This window comes from Nicoliella sp. ESL1149 (genome assembly GCF_058107265.1).
The window spans coordinates 173,457-191,900 of the sequence record NZ_JBYLUE010000002.1; the positions used below are offsets into that span (position 1 = coordinate 173,457).

General features: G+C 33.7%; 18 protein-coding genes. 2 read left to right on the forward strand and 16 right to left on the reverse strand.

What is annotated here, in order from left to right; all coding sequences use genetic code 11:
- Window positions 1–74: 74 nt before the first annotated feature.
- Window positions 75–260 (forward strand): DUF2929 family protein, encoded by a 186-nt coding sequence (locus tag AC3B6G_RS00895; protein ID WP_489848580.1) that lies wholly within the window; start codon window positions 75–77, stop codon window positions 258–260.
- Window positions 261–313: 53 nt separating this feature from the next.
- Here the strand turns inward: AC3B6G_RS00895 and clpB are convergent, their stop codons facing one another.
- From clpB to rpsU, 14 genes are all read right to left on the reverse strand, one after another.
- Window positions 314–2,896, reverse strand: coding sequence for an ATP-dependent chaperone ClpB (gene clpB / locus AC3B6G_RS00900; protein WP_489848581.1), 2,583 nt, complete (start codon window positions 2,894–2,896; stop codon window positions 314–316).
- Between the two features lie 129 nt (window positions 2,897–3,025).
- Window positions 3,026–3,829 (reverse strand): Nif3-like dinuclear metal center hexameric protein, encoded by an 804-nt coding sequence (locus AC3B6G_RS00905; RefSeq protein WP_489848582.1) that lies wholly within the window; start codon window positions 3,827–3,829, stop codon window positions 3,026–3,028.
- On the reverse strand, window positions 3,826–4,524 hold the full coding sequence (locus AC3B6G_RS00910; RefSeq protein ID WP_489848583.1) for a tRNA (adenine(22)-N(1))-methyltransferase: 699 nt from the start codon (window positions 4,522–4,524) through the stop codon (window positions 3,826–3,828). Before AC3B6G_RS00910 ends, AC3B6G_RS00905 begins: the two co-directional genes overlap by 4 nt.
- A gap of 71 nt (window positions 4,525–4,595) precedes the next feature.
- Window positions 4,596–5,702, reverse strand: coding sequence for an RNA polymerase sigma factor RpoD (gene rpoD, locus AC3B6G_RS00915; protein ID WP_489848584.1), 1,107 nt, complete (start codon window positions 5,700–5,702; stop codon window positions 4,596–4,598).
- Between the two features lie 19 nt (window positions 5,703–5,721).
- A complete protein-coding gene (dnaG, locus tag AC3B6G_RS00920) occupies window positions 5,722–7,557 on the reverse strand; it encodes a DNA primase (protein WP_489848585.1) in 1,836 nt (611 codons plus the stop codon).
- A 128-nt stretch (window positions 7,558–7,685) separates the two neighbouring features.
- Window positions 7,686–9,764, reverse strand: a complete 2,079-nt coding sequence (gene glyS, locus AC3B6G_RS00925; RefSeq protein ID WP_489848586.1) for a glycine--tRNA ligase subunit beta — start codon at window positions 9,762–9,764, stop codon at window positions 7,686–7,688.
- A 1-nt stretch (window position 9,765) separates the two neighbouring features.
- Entirely contained in the window at window positions 9,766–10,692 is a 927-nt protein-coding gene (gene glyQ / locus AC3B6G_RS00930) for a glycine--tRNA ligase subunit alpha (protein ID WP_489848587.1), read from the reverse strand.
- A 274-nt stretch (window positions 10,693–10,966) separates the two neighbouring features.
- A complete protein-coding gene (gene recO, locus AC3B6G_RS00935) occupies window positions 10,967–11,725 on the reverse strand; it encodes a DNA repair protein RecO (RefSeq protein WP_489848588.1) in 759 nt (252 codons plus the stop codon).
- Window positions 11,725–12,633 (reverse strand): GTPase Era, encoded by a 909-nt coding sequence (era, locus tag AC3B6G_RS00940; RefSeq protein WP_489848589.1) that lies wholly within the window; start codon window positions 12,631–12,633, stop codon window positions 11,725–11,727. The genes recO and era overlap by 1 nt, the downstream gene beginning before the upstream one ends.
- A gap of 13 nt (window positions 12,634–12,646) precedes the next feature.
- Window positions 12,647–13,036, reverse strand: coding sequence for a diacylglycerol kinase family protein (locus AC3B6G_RS00945; RefSeq protein ID WP_489848590.1), 390 nt, complete (start codon window positions 13,034–13,036; stop codon window positions 12,647–12,649).
- Window positions 13,020–13,499, reverse strand: a complete 480-nt coding sequence (gene ybeY / locus AC3B6G_RS00950) for an rRNA maturation RNase YbeY (protein ID WP_489848591.1) — start codon at window positions 13,497–13,499, stop codon at window positions 13,020–13,022. Before ybeY ends, AC3B6G_RS00945 begins: the two co-directional genes overlap by 17 nt.
- Window positions 13,499–14,509: a PhoH family protein gene (locus tag AC3B6G_RS00955; RefSeq protein WP_489848592.1), complete on the reverse strand. Its 1,011-nt coding sequence runs from the start codon at window positions 14,507–14,509 to the stop codon at window positions 13,499–13,501. The genes ybeY and AC3B6G_RS00955 overlap by 1 nt, the downstream gene beginning before the upstream one ends.
- 105 nt (window positions 14,510–14,614) lie before the next feature.
- Window positions 14,615–15,058, reverse strand: a complete 444-nt coding sequence (locus AC3B6G_RS00960; protein ID WP_489848593.1) for a GatB/YqeY domain-containing protein — start codon at window positions 15,056–15,058, stop codon at window positions 14,615–14,617.
- A 66-nt stretch (window positions 15,059–15,124) separates the two neighbouring features.
- Window positions 15,125–15,313 (reverse strand): 30S ribosomal protein S21, encoded by a 189-nt coding sequence (rpsU, locus tag AC3B6G_RS00965; protein ID WP_260116339.1) that lies wholly within the window; start codon window positions 15,311–15,313, stop codon window positions 15,125–15,127.
- 157 nt (window positions 15,314–15,470) lie between these two features.
- Here rpsU and AC3B6G_RS00970 point away from each other — a divergent pair, with 157 nt between their 5' ends.
- The gene (locus tag AC3B6G_RS00970) at window positions 15,471–16,298 is read left to right on the forward strand and encodes a pyruvate, water dikinase regulatory protein (protein WP_489848594.1); all 828 of its coding nucleotides are present in this window, start codon (window positions 15,471–15,473) and stop codon (window positions 16,296–16,298) included.
- On the opposite strand, the gene AC3B6G_RS00975 is transcribed toward AC3B6G_RS00970, so the two are convergent.
- Window positions 16,295–17,209, reverse strand: a complete 915-nt coding sequence (locus AC3B6G_RS00975; RefSeq protein WP_489848595.1) for a deoxyribonuclease IV — start codon at window positions 17,207–17,209, stop codon at window positions 16,295–16,297. The genes AC3B6G_RS00970 and AC3B6G_RS00975 overlap by 4 nt on opposite strands.
- Entirely contained in the window at window positions 17,202–18,428 is a 1,227-nt protein-coding gene (locus AC3B6G_RS00980) for a CDP-glycerol glycerophosphotransferase family protein (protein WP_489848596.1), read from the reverse strand. Before AC3B6G_RS00980 ends, AC3B6G_RS00975 begins: the two co-directional genes overlap by 8 nt.
- Window positions 18,429–18,444: the final 16 nt, after the last annotated feature.

The following is an 18,444-nucleotide window of genomic DNA, read 5'->3' on the forward strand; positions in this document are numbered from 1 at the left end:
TTTTAAAACTAACTCATTCAATTGTATTTTTTAATATTTGTGATAGAATTTAAGCATACTTAAGTGAGGTGGATATGATGCGTTCTATTACTTCAATTATTGTAGCTGCTGTTTGGGCATTCCTACTTGGAGTTGTCATCGGCTACATTGGTAATCAACTATTAGGCCAAAGCTATAATGTAATGACCATGGGTTGCATGGGAATTATCGTTTCATTTATTGCTATTTTTGGTACTAGATTAATTAGCAAAAACTCATAATTAAATTATTGAATATAAAAGCAATCAACCGTTTGGTTGATTGCTTTTTATTTTTATTCAACATTAAACTGTAACTTATTATCGACTAATTGAATCTTAACTGTAGAATGTGGTTTTAATTTATCCCCAACAATTAATTTTGCTAATGGTGTTTCTACATAATTAGTGACAAATCTTTGTAATGGACGAGCTCCATACTCAGGTTCATAACCATTCTTGGCAATCCAATTAGTTGCATCAGAATCAATTTTAACTTGAATTGCTTGATCATTAAGACGACTTTCGACTTGTTTGATCAATTTAACGACAATTTGTTCAACATCTTTAAGTGTTAATGGTGTGAACAAGATTTTATCATCAATTCGGTTTAAGAATTCTGGTTTAAACCTTGTCGTTAATAGTTTATTAACCTGTTCTTTTGCCTCAGGACTAATCTGGCCCTTATCATTTGTGCCCTTCAATAAAATATCAGAACCTAAATTAGAAGTCATAATTAAAATGGTATTTTTAAAGTCAACCGTTCTGCCCTGGCTATCAGTTAAACGACCATCATCTAATACTTGTAATAAAATATTAAAGACATCAGGATGAGCTTTTTCAATTTCATCAAATAACACGATTGTATAAGGATTTCGACGAACTGCTTCTGTTAATTGGCCACCTTCTTCATAACCAACATATCCAGGAGCTGCTCCAACTAATCGAGAGACAGATTCTTTTTCCATATATTCAGACATATCAATTCTTACCATATGATTCTCTGAATCAAATAAATCATCGGCTAATGCTTTTGCTAATTCTGTTTTACCAACTCCAGTTGGTCCTAAGAATAAGAATGAACCTAATGGCCGACTAGGATCTTGTAATCCAGCCCGCGAACGAATAACTGCATCAGCAACAGCGTTGACAGCTTGGTCTTGACCAATTACTCGTTTGTGGAGATTATCCGCTAAATGAAGTAATTTTTCTCGTTCACCCTTCACTAGTTTAGTAACTGGGATTCCAGTATGACGGCTAACGACCTCAGCGATTTCATTACTAGTAACAGATTCCTCAACTAACCAATCTTTAGAATTATCTTGTGATTCCAAATCAGCTAATTCCTTCTTTAACTTTGGAATAACTCCATTTTGAAGTTCACCAACTTTATCGTAATCACTTTTACTTTCAGCTTGTTGAAGATCATTCTTGGCTTGGTTCAATTGACGTTTCTTATCACCAACGGTTTTAATCGCGTCTTTTTCACGTTGCCAACGAGCTGTTAAATTATTGACCTTTTCTTTTGTTTCAGCAATTTCAGGCTGCAAATCAGTTAACCGCTTCTTAGATGCTGCATCTGTTTCATTCTTTAAAGCTTTTAATTCTACTTCTTGACGAAGTAATTGACGTTTACTTTGGTCTAATTCTGTTGGACTAGAATTCATTTCAACTTCAATCGTAGAAGATGCTTCATCAACTAAATCAATTGCTTTATCAGGTAAGAAACGATCAGTAATATAGCGATCGGATAATTTTGCTGCAGCTACTAGGGCATTATCATGAATCCGCACACCATGATGAATTTCCAAACGTTCCTTTAATCCCCGTAGAATCGTAATTGTATCGTCAACAGATGGTTCATTAACGGATACTCTTTGGAAACGTCTTTCTAAAGCTTTATCCTTTTCCAAATACTTCCGATATTCATCCCGGGTCGTAGCTCCGATTAAATGTAAATCTCCACGAGCTAGCATTGGTTTCAAGATGTTTCCAGCATCCATACTACCTTCAGTCTTTCCAGCTCCAACGATTGTATGGATTTCATCAATAAACATGATGATATCACCATTTGATTTTTGAACCTCTTTAAGAACCGCTTTTAGACGTTCTTCAAATTCTCCACGATACTTAGCTCCCGCAATTAACGAACTCATATCCAATTCAAAGATAGTCTTGTTCTTTAAATTATCAGGAACATCGTCAACCGCAATTCGTTTAGCTAATCCCTCAACAATAGCAGTTTTTCCAACTCCAGGATCACCAATTAAAATTGGATTATTCTTGGTCATGCGAGATAAGATTCGAATAACACTCAAAATTTCATTATCACGGCCGATAACTGGTCCTAATTTACCACTTCTTGCTGCTGCAACTAAGTCAGTACCATACTTCTTTAATGCTTGAAAATTATCTTCTTGATTTTTAGATGTCACTTTTTCACCTCCACGAATTTTTTCAACTTCGTTCATGACTTTTTGTTCTGTAATATCATGTTGTTTTAAATAATCAGTTAATTTAGTATCAATTTTCATTAACGCTAAAGTAAGTGTATCAATTGCAACGAATTGGTCACCTAACTTTGTTTTAATTTGGTCAGCATTTTGGAGTAATTGATATAAATCATTACTTACTCCTTGACCATATTGAACATTTCCTTCGACAGTTGGTAAACTATCAATTTCATTATCAATTTCATGTTCTAAATCATCAATATTTAATCCCAGACTAGAATAGATTTGACGAGCTAATTCACCTGGTTGAATTAAGAATTTAAATAACTGTGGAATATCGATTGATTGAATCTTTCGATTTACACATACTTTTTGTGCTTCAGCCAAAGCCTGACTAACAGCATCAGTTAAGTTTTCTGGATTCATAATTTCACTCTCTTTTATAAAAAATACTTAGTAATTAATTTATTAATTACTAAGTATAATAGCAGAAAATATTACAAATTTAAAACATTTTGACCTTTATTGACCATTAATTATCAATCTAAGTATTATTTAGATAAAAGTAAATGGATCTGTATTAACTTTTGATTCGATTACTTCAATTTTCCAGTTATTTTCTTGGGCCCATTTATCAAATAGTTGATGTAAGTGAGGAATACAAATTTTTTCAATATTATGTCCAGGGTCTACAACACTCAACCCATCAGCAAGCATATCATGACCAGTATGATAATAAACATCACCCGTAACATAAACATCGGCATGATGCTTAATTGCTTCATGGTAGAATTTTCCTCCATCACCACCTAAAATTGCTACTCTATGCACAATTTTATCTGGTTGATGAGAAACCAATCGTAACCCTTTAACATGAAACCATAACTTACATTGCTCTGCAAATTGTTTAACAGTAATTGGATTGGGTAAGTCTCCCACTCGCCCCATCGAATAAGGATTATTATTATAAACACCAAATGGCACTAACCCTTCAGGATTTAATAAGTCCATTTGTTCAACGAACCAATCATTCATACCACCATCTGCGTTATCAAGATTAGTATGGGCAGCATAGACGGTAATATGATGTTCAATTATTTTAGCATACATTCTGTTCTGAGGATTACTTAAATCTAAATTTTTAGCTGGTCGAAACATAACTGGATGATGTGCAAAAATAAAATCAACATTATTATCAATTGCTTCATCAACCACTTCAGGACGTACATCTAAAGTTGTCATGACTTTTTTCACCGGTCTAGATAAATCACCAATTTGTAATCCAACTGGGTCATTTCCCACCTTTATATCTTGTGGAGCAAATTGCTCGAATCGTTCAACTAAATCTTTTCCAATCATTGATTTAACACTCCTTTGATTGTATCAATCTGCACTTTAATTTTATTAACATTAGCTTCTGGAACATCAGCAGCCTTATTCATTTGAACCAAAACCTTGTTCAAACGTCGTAATTTATCTTCCCATTTAGCTACGAAGGTTGCTGAATGTTTTTTTAGTAGGAATGGTCCAAAAGTTAATTCTTCTTCACTATATTTTTTAGGAACATCAACGCCGTCAGCAACTAGAATTTCATAAATATGACCGTCTTCTTCCAAGATAAATTCATTACTAAGTTGATAATGATGATGAATTAACCAACTACGAATTGATTTAGCATTTACATTTGGTTGCAAAATTAAACGGGGACGATGAACTAACTTTTCTTGACCGTTTTCTAAAATAGAAGTAATCAATGTTCCACCCATTCCAGCAATTGTAATCACATCAACAGCATCGGTTTTCTTAATTGCAGCTAGTCCATCCGCCAGTCTAGGCATTAATACATTATCCAAATTAGCATTTAAAATATCCTCTTTTGCATTATCTAATGGACCAGCAGCAACTTCTCCAACAACCCCATATTGAATTTGCTTATTTTCAGCCAAATAAATTGGTAGATATGCATGATCAGAACCAATATCTGCAAGCCGACTATTAACAGGGACTTGTTTCGCAACTGCCATCAAACGTTTTGACAAATGATTTATATTCAAGATTTAAACTCCTACTCATATTAATATAAAAGAAAAGAGCGTCTTACCGCTCTTAAATGAACATATTTAGATTATAAGAAATCCTTTAATTGTTTACTTCTTGAGGGATGACGAAGTTTTCGTAATGCTTTTGCTTCGATTTGACGAATTCTTTCACGGGTAACCCCAAAGACTTTCCCGACTTCTTCTAAAGTCCGGGTTCTTCCATCATCTAATCCAAAACGAAGCCGTAAAACATTTTCTTCACGATCAGTTAAGGTATCTAATACCCCTTCTAATTGTTCCTTCAATAACTCATAAGCCGCGTGATCAGCAGGACTAGTTGCATCTTGATCCTTAATGAAATCACCAAGATGGGAATCGTCCTCTTCACCAATAGGTGTTTCCAAAGAAACGGGTTCTTGAGAAATCTTTAAGATACTACGAACTTTGGCAGTAGGCATATCCATTTCTGCCCCAATTTCTTCAGGTAAAGGTTCTCGTCCTAAATCTTGAAGCAATTGACGTTGAATTCGAATCAATTTGTTAATTGTTTCAACCATATGAACTGGAATCCGAATTGTTCGGGCTTGGTCAGCAATAGCACGCGTGATAGCTTGACGAATCCACCAAGTAGCATAGGTAGAAAATTTAAATCCCTTACGGTAATCAAATTTTTCAACAGCCTTCATTAATCCCATGTTTCCTTCTTGGATTAAATCAAGAAATTGCATTCCACGACCAACATATCTTTTAGCAATTGAAACAACCAAACGTAAATTAGCTTCTGCCAATTCTTGTTTAGCTCGTTCATCGCCCTTTTCGATTCTTAACGCTAAATCAACTTCTTGATCAGCAGTCAATAAAGGAACTCGTCCAATTTCCTTTAAGTACATCCGAACAGGATCATTAATTTTAACCCCGGTAGGAGCAGAAGCAGTATTACTAAGTTCCTTCTTAGTAACTTTCTTTGCTGCCTTTAAGGCTCTAGGATCAGGATCACCATTTTTATCAACAACACTAATTCCCGAATCTTCAATTTTTTCTAATAAATCATCCGTTTTAGTTTCATTTAATTTCAGTGGAATAATGACACTATCATTTATTTCATCATACAAAACGTGTCCCGTTTTTTTGTATTTTTTAATTAAAGCCTTTACTGAAGCCTTAATTTCAGCATTTTGTTCTTTTTTTGTCATTTAAAGTCCCCCTATTAAATTAAATCTTTAACACCATATTTTTCTGTTTATCTAATTCATTTCTAGATTTAATTAAATCCATTCCTAATTGGACTTGTCTTTCAATATCTCCAATGTGAGTAGCTACTTGAAGATCATGTTCCATTGCTTTAATTTTTTGTTTCAATGGAGCAACATACATTACTATTTTAACATAATCAGCCAGTTCTTCGTCAGAACTTTGAACTGGAATATCGATGTTTTCTAAAGACATTGCCCACTTTTGATACTTATCTTTCTTTAAAAAATCAATAAACCCAGCAACTTTATAACTATCATGGGTCTTAAAATATTCCTCAGCAAACATATATAAGGTTTGATATTCAACATCACAAAAATGAAAATTCTTTATTCCAGTGACTTTTATCCAGATATCACGATTGTGTAACATTCGATAAAGTAAATATCTTTCTGCACATTGAATTTGTGTATATTTTGGCTTTTGAGGAGCCTGTTCTTTTAAAGTGATGTTAATCCGAGGAGCTCTTCTTTTTTGATGATAATTATGCTGATTAACAAATGTAGATAGCTGAGAATTTAAACTAGCAACATCAACGTCAAATTGTTTCGATAATCGTTTTAAATAAACATCCCTTTCAACTGGCGAGTTAATCGTTGCGATTACTTTTAGGGCAGCATCAATATAAGCTAACCGCTCTTCTTCATTGTTTAAATTAAAACTCTTTTGTAAAAAGTTTAATTGAAAACTAACGGCACTCTCCTTAGCATTCTGGATTACTAAGCGGAATTTTTCTTCACCATTTTTCTGACGATATTCATCCGGATCCGTTCCATCCGGCATCTGAATAACCCCTAAATTAAGTCGACTATTTTGAGATAATAGTTTTAAAGCTCTATCAATCGCATTTTGGCCTGGTTCATCACCGTCATAACAAACATATAATTGTTTTGTAATTCGCTCAATATCATATATTTGGCCATCCGTTAAACTAGTTCCCATCGAAGCAATTCCATTTTTAACTCCAGATTGATAAGCTGATATTACATCCATAAAGCCTTCAAAAAGAATGACATTTCCAGTCTCGTTAATTGCTTTACGGGCTAAATCATAGTTAAAAATCGTTTTTCCTTTATTAAAAATCAAAGTTTCTGGACTATTTAAATATTTAGCTTGAACTTTTTTCTTTGTTAAAACTCTTCCTGAGAATGCAATTGTATGACCACTTTTATTTCTTATTGGATACATAATCCGATCAAAAAAGCGATCTGTTAAATCCCCATCCTTTTTTTCAGCTACTAAACCAGAATGACGAATCTTTTGATAGTCAACGTTCTGCTGTTTTAGAAATGGAATCAGAACTCCTGATGGTGCATATCCTAAATTAAAAGTTTCAATTATTTCATCAGTTAAACCACGTTCATGTAGATAATCAAGTGCCTTTTCACCAACTTGAGTATTTATCAAAATATGATGATAAAGTTTGGAGACTTTATCGTACAAATTAATTAAATTATTTTTCTCTACCTGTTGAGGACTGGCAACTCTTTCAGCAGTATATTGCTTGGGAATTTTAATGTCCTGTTCCTTTGCAACTTCTTTTACTGCTTCTGGAAATGAAATTCCCTTTAAATCCATTAAAAATTTAAAAACATTGCCACCACGCCCACAACTAAAACAATGAAAAATTTGTTTATCTTCTGATACTGAAAAAGATGGTGTTTTTTCAGATTGAAATGGACATTTTCCAAATAGGTTTTTTCCCTCTTTTTTTAATTGAACATACTGAGCAATAACATCAACAATATTAACTTTTTGTCTAATATCATCAATGACCGACTCTGGAATCATTACCATCTCAATCACCTTCTTCATTAACTTGTAAAAGTCGCACTTTTCCAAAAGAGAAGTGCGACTTTTAATTTTCGATTCAAATAACTATTACTTATCTTAACACAAGCTAATTATTTATCAAAGATATTTAATTATTTAACGATTAATTGATCTAAATCACCGAACCAGTGAATCATATTAGAAATCGTCACCATTTGACGAAGATGGTTATCACGAACAGCTTCATCCTTAGCCATTACCATCGTAGCATCAAAATACTTGGCAATTGGTTCTTGAAGAGTTAATAATCGTCGAAGAGTTTCTTTAGCTGGTTGTTCATAATAAGCAGGTGTGATATCAGCAACCGCATCAAACAACTTTCTTTCAGATCCATTTTCAAATAACTTAACATTCACATCTAAGTCGTCTGACTTAAAATCAGCTTTTTCAGAAATTCTCATGACTCGAGTTAATTCTTCAACAGCTTCCTTAAAATTAGGTTGCTTCTTTTCATTAATTAATGTCTTTGCTCCATCAATAATGAAAGTAACATTATTGTTCTTAGAAGCAATCATCGTATCAATAATATCGTGATCAATTTTTTCAGCTTGAAGTTCTGTAGAGATTCTATCCTTAATAAAGTCAGTTACTTTAGAAATAACTTTATTTTGATCAACCTTAGGAGCAACATTATTTTGGTCCTCATCCTTAACCATCGTTTCCATTGATGATTTAAGTGGGAGACTCCAATTACGGGCTGCCAAAATTCTAACGATACCGATTGCTTGTCTACGCAACGCATATGGATCATTAGAACCACTAGGAATCATACCAGCAGCAAAGAACGTCATTACACTATCGAACTTATCAGCTAACGAAAGAACAGCCCCAATTATCGAACCAGGAAGTTCACCATCAGAAGTCGTTGGCATGTAGTGTTCACGGATAGCTGTTGCTACATCAGGTTTTTCTCCTTTCAACAAGGCGTACTTTTCACCCATTACCCCTTGAAGTTCTGCAAATTCGCCGACCATTTCAGTCACTAAATCAAATTTATAAATCTCAGCTGCTCTTTTTACATCAGCTAATTCTGTTTCGCTTAATCCAACTTGTTTCCCGATAATTTGAGTAATCAATTGAACTCGTTGCATTTTTTCGTATTCAGTCGAAATCTTATCATGGAAGCTAACCTTCTTCAAACGGTTGACAAAGTAATCGATTGAATGTTTACTATCTTCTTCATAGAAGAACTTAGCATCATCCAAACGAGCGGTTAATACCTTCTCATTTCCACGAATAACATTGTCTAATTTGTAATCATTCCCATTTCTTACCGATACGAAGTGTGGTAATAAATTCCCTAATTCATCTTCAACATAAAAGAATCGTTGATTATCACGCATGGAAGTAATTAAAACCTCCGCTGGTAATGATAGGAATGTCTTATCAAAGTTACCCGCAAAAGCAGTTGGCCATTCAACTAAGTTGTTAACTTCTTCTAATAAATTAGCATCAACCTTAACAACCCAATCATTATCCTTAGCAATCTTGGCAACTTGTTTTTGAATTAACGCTTTTCTTTCTTTTGCATCAACAATTACAAATTGATCATAAAGATCTTTCTTATAATCCTTAGCACTAGCAATACTGATTGTCTTACCTAAGAAACGATGTCCACGAGTCTTACGATCAGCTTTAACATCCAAAATTTGGAATGGCACAACTTCATCATCAAGCAATGAAACTAACCATCGAATTGGACGAATGTATTCCAAGTTGTAAACATTCCACTTCATCCGGGTAGGAAAAGTCATACTTAAAATAACGTCTTTAATTTGTGGTAAAACTTCAGCAGCTGTTTTACCAGCAACGTGCTTATTCAAAAATACGTATTCAGTACCCTTTACTTCTTTAAATTCAATATCATCAGGAGTCATTCCTTGACCGCGAGAGAATCCAATGGCTGCTTTTGTCCAATTGCCATCGGCATCTTGAGCAATTTTTTTAGCTGGTCCCTTAACAGATTCATCGATATCTGTTTGTTTATCAGCTAATCCATTGATTTGAATTGTTAAACGACGAGGAGTGGAGTAATTAATAATTTCATCATAATTTAAACGTTCTTCTTTTAAAAAGTCTTTCGTTCTTTTTACTAATTGCTTAATACTAGGAGTTACCACATGGGCAGGCATTTCTTCTAATCCAATTTCAAATAAATAAGTATGTGTCATTTTATTTATCCTCCTTGTCATCTTTTAATAATTCTGCACGTTTTTTTTCATCTTTGATCAATGGGAAACCGAGCTTCTTTCTTTCAGCAATGAATGCTTTAGAAACTGCTCGAGCCATATTTCTAATTCGTGCTAAGTAGCCAGCTCTTTCAGTAACAGAAACTGCTCCACGCGCATCCAATAAGTTAAAGGTATGGCTACATTTCAAAATATAATCATAGGCAGGATGAACAAGACCATTGGCAATTTGTTTTTTAGCTTCTTCTTCATAAGTATCAAAGAGTTTCATCAGCATGTCTTGATTACTTTCTTCAAATGAATACTTGGAATGTTCATATTCTGGTTCCTTAAAAATGTCCCCGTATTTAACGCCGTAACCCCATTCCAAATCAAAGACGTTATTAACGTCTTGAATGTACGAGGCTAATCTTTCAAGTCCATAGGTAATTTCGGAGGCAACTGGATCCATTTCTTGCCCACCGACAACTTGGAAGTAAGTAAATTGCGTAACTTCCATTCCATCAAGCCAAATTTCCCAACCAACACCTGCACAACCCATGGAAGGATTTGCCCAGTTATCTTCAACGAATCGAATATCATGTTCCAATGGATCAATTCCTAGTGCCTTCAAACTATCCAAATATAGTTCTTGAATGTTTTCTGGTGAAGGTTTCATCAATACTTGAAATTGATGGTGTTGATACAAACGGTTAGGGTTTTCACCATACCGACCATCAGCAGGTCGACGTGATGGTTCCACGTATGCTGCATGCCAAGGTTCTGGTCCGATTGCACGTAAGAACGTGTATGGACTCATTGTTCCAGCTCCCTTTTCGGTATCGTAAGCTTGCATTAATAAACAACCTTGCTTGGCCCAATATTCTTGAAGCGTTAAAATAATTTCTTGCATTGATAATTTTTTGGCCATTATTAGTTCCTCCCAAAATAAAATAAAAAAGCCCCAATGTAAACAATCTTAGATTGCTCACATAGGGACGATAAAACCGCGGTTCCACCCTAATTCTAATCATATGGATTAGCAACTTAATTTAGGTTTCGATTCCAAAAGTGCCAACTGAATTTAATTATTGATCAGCTTTCACTAACCTGATCTCGCTGGATACAATTAAAAGCAGCCCTCTTTTTTCACTATCGATTAATTTAGCTTAATAATAATTTAATTCACCTTAATTGTCAATTATTTAAGACAAACGATTAATTTGTTTTAAAAATTCCTTACTCTTCAAGTGTAACCCAACACCGTCTTCATAGATAACATCTAGCAGTTGGCGTAATCTAGCTTTAGTCGTGGGATTAATATCAATCGTATGAATCCTTTTTAAGTCAACTTTTGCAAATAATTGTAAGTAGTAGACAGTTTTTTTATCTAAATGAAAACGACGAGGATCTAAATGCCAATGTTTTTTACACAACATCCCACCATAATTTTCTGAATAATCTAGTGGCAACGTATCATTGTGACAAACAACGCATTCATTCCATTCTGGAGCTATCCCTAAAATTGGTAATAATTGAATTTCGAAAATATTAGTAACAACTGCTGGGTCAATTTTTTTATCAATTAATTGTAACGCATAGTATAACTTATTGAACCATTTTAGCTCTGGCTCATTCTCAGAAAGAGCCGCATCAATCAATCCCATTAGATAAGTTGCATATGCATTTAAAATGATATCTTCACTAATGTTCAAATAGTGATGGGTATCAATTGGTGTTTTTATATAAGAAAGGCCAGTATCAGAAATACTTCCTAAATACTGACCATAAGTGAACGGGAGAATATCAGCACGCATTTTAAAGTTCGAGCGTCTTGCTCCTCGAATGATAAACATTTTAGTACCGAATTCAGCAGTAAAAAATTTTACAAGCATGTCTTTTTCACGATAGTTTTGACGATATAATATAATCCCGTGGAAATTAGCTTCTTTATGAGCGGCCATTAATAATCATTCTTTCGATACCCATATTCATTTAAAAGCGAATTATTATCTCGCCATCCATTTTGAACATGGACCCACAATTCAAGATAAACTTTACTTCCTAACAAATCTTCAATATCTTTTCGGGCTAAAGTTCCAATTTTCTTCAACATAGAACCACCCTTACCAATGACAATCCCCTTTTGACCATCACGATCAACAATGATGGAAGCTTGGATGTGGACTTGCCCATTATCACGTTTAGCAATTTTTTCAACATCAATTGCCGTTGAATATGGAATCTCTTGTCGTGTTAATTCAAATACTTTTTCCCGAATCAATTCAGAAATAATAAAACGTTCAGGATGATCAGTAATTTGATCCTCTGGATAATACTGAGGGCCTTCTGGTAAATGTTGGGTCAATTCATTTAAAAATTCTTCAACATTATTTCCCTGTAATGCTGAGATTGGGACAATTCCTGCCCAATCAAGTTCATTTTTATAAGGAGCCACAATTGCTGGTAATGAATTTGGACTAACATCATCAATCTTATTTACCAATAAGTAAATTGGTTTATCAATTGTCTTTAATCGATCAATAATATATTGATCCCCAGGACCCTTTTTTTCGGTTGCACTAATCATCATAATGACCGCATCAATTTCTTTTAATGCTGAAAGTGCAGATTTTTCCATGAAAGTCCCTAATTTACTCATTGGTTTTTGAATTCCTGGAGTATCTAAAAATACAATTTGACTACTATCAGTTGTGTAAACTCCTTGGATTTTATTTCTGGTCGTTTGGGCTTTATTACTCATGATTGCAATCTTTTGACCAACGACTCGATTTAGAAAAGTTGATTTTCCAACATTTGGACGTCCTAAAATTGCAACAAAACCAGAACGAAATTCTTTATTTTTTGGCATATTATCATTTCCTTTAAATTAGCATTAAATGTGGAATAAAAATAATTCCTCCAACAATCAACGCAAGAATAGCCGTACAAACAACCATTCCTGCTGCCATATCCTTAACATTTTTAGCAATTAAGTCAAATTTTTTCCCAACAACACGATCAACGAGTTGTTCCAAAGCTGTATTAATGATTTCTGTAACAAGAACTAATGTAATTACAATTAATAATGAAATCCATTCAAAATTAGATATCTTAAAATAAAAGCCACACAATATCACTATAAGGGTAGCTAATAAATGAAATCTAAAATTTCGCTCAGTTTTAATAATTTCTATTAAACCGTTAAGAGCATTGAAAAAAGATTGATAAAAATGATGATTTCGTTGGTAGGACTTTTTATCTCTTAAGTCCATATTCGTCCATTATCTTTCGTTGAAGTGGAAACATAACAGCCTCATCTTCTGGTTTCATATGGTCGTATCCATTTAAATGTAAGAATCCATGAACTACTAAAAAGCCTAATTCTCTTTCATATGAATGGTCTAGAAATTCTGCCTGTTCCCCAACCTTATCAACAGAAACAAAAATATCACCTATATTTTCAGGGATATCCTCTTTCATTTCTTCGCTCATTTGAACAGGAAAATCATCATCATTATCCTCAATTGCAAAACTGATAACGTCAGTAGCACGATCAACGCCGCGGTATTTTTTATTGATTTCTCTAATTTTATCATTATTAACAAGCGTCACAGACATTTCAGTATTATCAGCTAAATTAAGCTTTTCACCAGCAAATTGTAAAACGTCTTTTATTAATTGAATATGATCTTTTGAAACCCCATTCTTAGTTTTATCATAAATCTCTAAATCCATTACTTATCCTCCACTTGACGCTTTTTTGACCCTTGGCTTTTTGCATCGGCTTCAAAAGTATCATAAGCATTTATAATTCTAGCAACAACTGGATGTCTAACAACGTCCGCTGAATTGAATTTAACAAAACCAATTTTCTTAACGTCCTTTAAAATCCGTTCAGCCAAAATTAAACCACTTTGTGTATGGCGAGGTAAATCAATTTGCGAGATGTCACCATTTACAATCATTTTAGATCCAAAACCAAGTCTAGTAATAAACATTTTCATTTGAGCATTAGTGGTATTTTGAGCCTCATCAAGAATGGCAAAAGCAGAATCTAAGGTCCGTCCCCGCATATAAGCTAATGGTGCAATTTCAATTACACCACGTTCTAACAAACGTCCAGTATGCTCACGACCTAAAATATCAAATAAAGCATCGTAAATTGGTCTTAAATATGGATCGACCTTTTCCTTTAAATCACCTGGTAAAAATCCTAAACTTTCTCCAGCTTCAACTGCTGGACGTGTTAAGACAATTCGATCAACCTCACCCTTTTTAAGAGCCGCAATTGCCATTACAACAGCAAGATATGTCTTCCCAGTTCCAGCTGGTCCAATTCCAAAAGTAATATCATTATTTTTAATCGTTTGAACATATTGACGTTGTCCAAAATTTTTAACACGAATCGAATTCCCCTTCAAGTCTTTCATAAGAACTTGATTGTATAAATCCTGAAAGTACTTTAAAGTTTCATTTTTAGCCATTTTCATGGCACTTACAAAATCACTATCGTGTAATGTAATTCCACCATGAATTAAATCGAGCATATTGTTCAGTATCTGGATTCCATATTCTGAATTAGTGGCATCTCCACTAATCTTAATTGTTGTTCCAAAAGCATTAATGGAAATTGAGAGACCCTCTTCTAGAATCTCCAAAAAACGATTTTGGGGTCCCAAAAGCGCTGGTTCATCATCTAAATTTTGTAAAATTAATTTTCTGGTAACAATTTCTTTATCAGTCAATCCACATTGGCTCCTTTACTGAATTTACTACTCAAATAGTAGCATAATTAACGTAAAGAAAAAAGCAAAACTATGTACAAAAGTGCTGAATAGCACTTTATTTTATTATTTTAAAGCATCCTTAACTGCTTTTTGAACAAGTGAGCCATCGGCTTTACCCTTAAGCTTACCCATTACAGCTCCCATTACCTTACCAAAGTCACCCATGTTGGATGCTCCAGTCGCAGTAATTGTTTCCTTAACTACCTTATTAACTTCATCTTCAGACATTTGGGCTGGTGCATACTTATTTAAAATATCTAATTCAGCTTGCTGACCAGCAACTAAATCATCACGACCACCTTTTTTAAAATCTTCGATCGATTCTTTATGTTGTTTTACTTCTTTAGCGATAACAGCTAATTCTTCATCTTCGGTCAAATCACGATTTACCTTGACCTTAGCATTCATTAAGTCTGCTTTTAACATTCTAATTACAGTCAAAGCAACTTTATCATGTGCCTTCATAGCAGTTTTTAAATCCTGCATTAATTTATCATTCATACTCATAATTAAATCAATCCTTTCAAATTAATCTAAATAAAAACGCTCCTAAAAATAGGAACGTTTTTTCAATTAGAAGCGACGCTTTTTACTATTACGCTTTCTAGCTGCTTCAGATTTTAATTTACGCTTTACACTTGGTTTTTCGTAGAATTCACGCTTACGGTATTCTCTCAAAGTACCACTTTTGGATACTGTACGTTTGAAACGTCGAAGAGCATCATCAAGAGATTCGTTTTTACGAACGACTGTTTTTGACATATGAAAATTCCCTCCCTCCGACTTTAAAAATAGTATTGTAAAACATTTAAATTACAATACTTCATAATTATACCTAAATAATAAATCGGAGTCAATAAATCTTCTCAATTTATTGTGTGCTACAATAAAACCAGATTTAATCAAGGAGGAATTATCAATGGCTGAAAATCAAAAAGAAATTAATGTTTTTATTATTTCTGACTCTAGCGGTGAAACGGCACTTGCTGTTGCTAGAATTTCTGTCTCTCAATTTCAAAATATAAAAGTAAATTATCAACGGTTCCCATTTATTCAAACTGAATCAATTCTAGCTGGCACTTTAAAATTGGCACGGGAAAAAGATGCTATTATTTTCCACACACTTGTTGATAACCACTTAAGTGAACAAATCAAACGCTTTACTGATGAAAATAACATGTACAGTTGCGACTGCTTACAATCTGCATTGGATTTAATTGAAAAAGCCGTGGACGAAAAACCAGCTCGAATTCCGGGACTCGTTCACGACTTAAACGAAACGTACTTTGATCGTATATCCGCAATGGAATTTGCTGTTTCACACGATGATGGTAAAAGTCCTCAAGATCTTACAAAAGCAGATATTGTTATTTTAGGAGTATCAAGAACTTCTAAAACGCCATTATCACTTTATCTTGCAAATAAAAATTTAAAAGTTGCTAATGTTCCTATTTCACCAGAAACTCAATTACCAAAAGAAATTTTCGATGTTGAGAAAAAACGGATCTTTGGATTAACTAATTCAGTTACTGCCCTAAAGAAAATCAGAAGGGCTAGAATGATTTCCTATGGTCTTGATCCTGATACACCTTATTCGGATTCGAACAACATCAAAAAAGAATTGGATTATGCTAAGGACCTTTATAAAAAACTGGGATGTTTAAGCATCAACGTTTACAACAAGTCAATTGAGGAAACTGCTACCATTATCATGGAAAGTCTAAATATCGATCGTTCATCCAATTAAAATGGAGCGTGGTTCTTCATATCTTCAATTAAATTATCATCAAATTTTTGTTCTCTTAACATTTTCACCTCATAGCCATGGGGTGAAATTTTTTGTTTTGTCCCTTCTACAGCCAAACTAGGTGTTTCCATAATTTTAGGAACATCCACTAACGCTTCATGATGAGCAACATAATTTAATGCATCAAAACCAATTGTTCCTAAACCAATGATCTGATGACGGTCTTTATGGCTTCCTTGTGGGTTCTTGGAATCATTTAAATGAACGACCTTAAGACGATCTAATCCAATCACATCATCAAAGTGTTTCAAGACTCCATCAAAATCATTTTTAATATCGTATCCTGCATCACTAGTATGGCAAGTATCAAAAGTAACTGACAATTTATCGTTGTTTTGCACCCCATCAATAATTGATGCTAATTCTTCAAATGTTCTTCCAACTTCAGTCCCCTTTCCTGCCATTGTTTCTAACGCAATTTGAGCTTTTTGATCTGGTGAAATAACTTGATTTAACCCCTTAACAATTTGGGCAATTCCAGCTTCTGCACCTGCTCCAACGTGTGAACCAGGATGAAGAACAATTTGTTCAGCTCCCATCGCTTCTGAACGTTCAATTTCTTTTTTTAGAAATTCCATTGCAAATTCAAAACTTGTTGCTTTTTTAGTATTTGCTAAATTAATGATATATGGAGCATGAATAACGACTGGATGCAATCGATGTTCTTTAATATAAGGCAAAGCCTCGTCAATTTTCAATTCACTAATTGGTTTTCGGCGACTATTTTGGGGAGCACCGGTATAAGTCATAAAAACATTTTCTTTATAACTAACCGCTTCTTCGGCTGATCCTAAAAACATCTTAGGGGCTTTCATACTAACATGTGATCCAATTAAAAATTCTTTACTCATTTTCTTCACTACTCCTTAATTTATTAATAATGTCTTCTGCTGAATGACCTGATTCCCAACTACAATACTTATCATAAAAAGCGTTCATTTTATCACTGTATTCAGACCAATTACCATCTTTTTTATATTTATCTAACCACATATAAAAATGTTGAGCATCGGTTGCTAGTGGTCCCGGAATTTCCTTTTCATAATTAAAATAGAAGCCCCGAAGTTGATCTTGATAATGTTTTAAATCATAAGCATAAAATAAAATTGGTCGTTTTAGATTTGCAAAATCAAACATTACTGATGAATAATCGGTAATCAGCATATCACTTATTAAATATAATGAACTAATATCTTCATTGACCATTATTTTAATGCGGTCTTCAAATCCCTTAATATTAATTTTATCCTTAACCAAATAATGAGGTCGTAAAATTAGAATCGTATTGTCGGCTACATTTTCAAAAAACTTACCAAGATCAAACGGTAATTCGAAATTATACTGTCCCTGTTTAACATAATCATCATCACGCCATGTTGGAGCATATAAAATAACTTTAACATCATTACGACCCAATAACTCATTCTTTAAGTTATTAATTGATTCAATATTATTATCTACATACAAAACATCATTTCTTGGATATCCAAAATCTAAAAATTGATTATGAAATTGAAACGCTGTTTTAAAAATATTTTTTGAATACTGATTGGGTGCAATTAAATAATCCCAACGATTAGCTTCTTTTACAAACTGCTTATGGTATTTTTCAGTATTCGTTCCTGGAATTTCGACATTATTGATATCAACACCAAGTTTTTTCAATGGTGTTCCATGCCAAGTTTGTAAATATTTCGTTCGATGATTCTTCAACCACCAATTAGGCATTCGAGAATTAAAGACCCAAAACTCAGCCCTCGCAACATACCAAACCCACTTTGGCATGAAGCGTTTCAATAGCTTAATATCTGGATATTGAGCATGAAGTTTATTATAGTACGCTGGTTTAACACTAAAATAGCAATTCTTTTTCATATATGGGTAATCATGAACCAACTGTTCGTAAATCGCTGCTGGATTATCATTAATGTCTTTTCCGTTAAAACTTTCAAAAATAACAATTCTCTTTTTTATCGGTAAACAAATAAACCCATCGTTAATCACGATGAGTCCACAGCGAATTAAAAATTTAATCAACTTTGTTAAACGTACCTTTAATTGATTGAACATTTTAATCCTCCTAATA

Coding starts and splice junctions, on each gene's coding strand:
- AC3B6G_RS00895 (WP_489848580.1), top strand. CDS start 75: ATGATGCGTTCTATTACTTCAATTATTGTAGCTGCTGTTTGGGCATTC.
- clpB (WP_489848581.1), bottom strand. CDS start 2,896: ATGAATCCAGAAAACTTAACTGATGCTGTTAGTCAGGCTTTGGCTGAA.
- AC3B6G_RS00905 (WP_489848582.1), bottom strand. CDS start 3,829: ATGATTGGAAAAGATTTAGTTGAACGATTCGAGCAATTTGCTCCACAA.
- rpoD (WP_489848584.1), bottom strand. CDS start 5,702: ATGACAAAAAAAGAACAAAATGCTGAAATTAAGGCTTCAGTAAAGGCT.
- dnaG (WP_489848585.1), bottom strand. CDS start 7,557: ATGGTAATGATTCCAGAGTCGGTCATTGATGATATTAGACAAAAAGTT.
- glyS (WP_489848586.1), bottom strand. CDS start 9,764: ATGACACATACTTATTTATTTGAAATTGGATTAGAAGAAATGCCTGCC.
- glyQ (WP_489848587.1), bottom strand. CDS start 10,692: ATGGCCAAAAAATTATCAATGCAAGAAATTATTTTAACGCTTCAAGAA.
- recO (WP_489848588.1), bottom strand. CDS start 11,725: ATGGCCGCTCATAAAGAAGCTAATTTCCACGGGATTATATTATATCGT.
- era (WP_489848589.1), bottom strand. CDS start 12,633: ATGCCAAAAAATAAAGAATTTCGTTCTGGTTTTGTTGCAATTTTAGGA.
- AC3B6G_RS00945 (WP_489848590.1), bottom strand. CDS start 13,036: ATGGACTTAAGAGATAAAAAGTCCTACCAACGAAATCATCATTTTTAT.
- ybeY (WP_489848591.1), bottom strand. CDS start 13,499: ATGGATTTAGAGATTTATGATAAAACTAAGAATGGGGTTTCAAAAGAT.
- AC3B6G_RS00960 (WP_489848593.1), bottom strand. CDS start 15,058: ATGAGTATGAATGATAAATTAATGCAGGATTTAAAAACTGCTATGAAG.
- rpsU (WP_260116339.1), bottom strand. CDS start 15,313: ATGTCAAAAACAGTCGTTCGTAAAAACGAATCTCTTGATGATGCTCTT.
- AC3B6G_RS00970 (WP_489848594.1), top strand. CDS start 15,471: ATGGCTGAAAATCAAAAAGAAATTAATGTTTTTATTATTTCTGACTCT.
- AC3B6G_RS00975 (WP_489848595.1), bottom strand. CDS start 17,209: ATGAGTAAAGAATTTTTAATTGGATCACATGTTAGTATGAAAGCCCCT.
- AC3B6G_RS00980 (WP_489848596.1), bottom strand. CDS start 18,428: ATGTTCAATCAATTAAAGGTACGTTTAACAAAGTTGATTAAATTTTTA.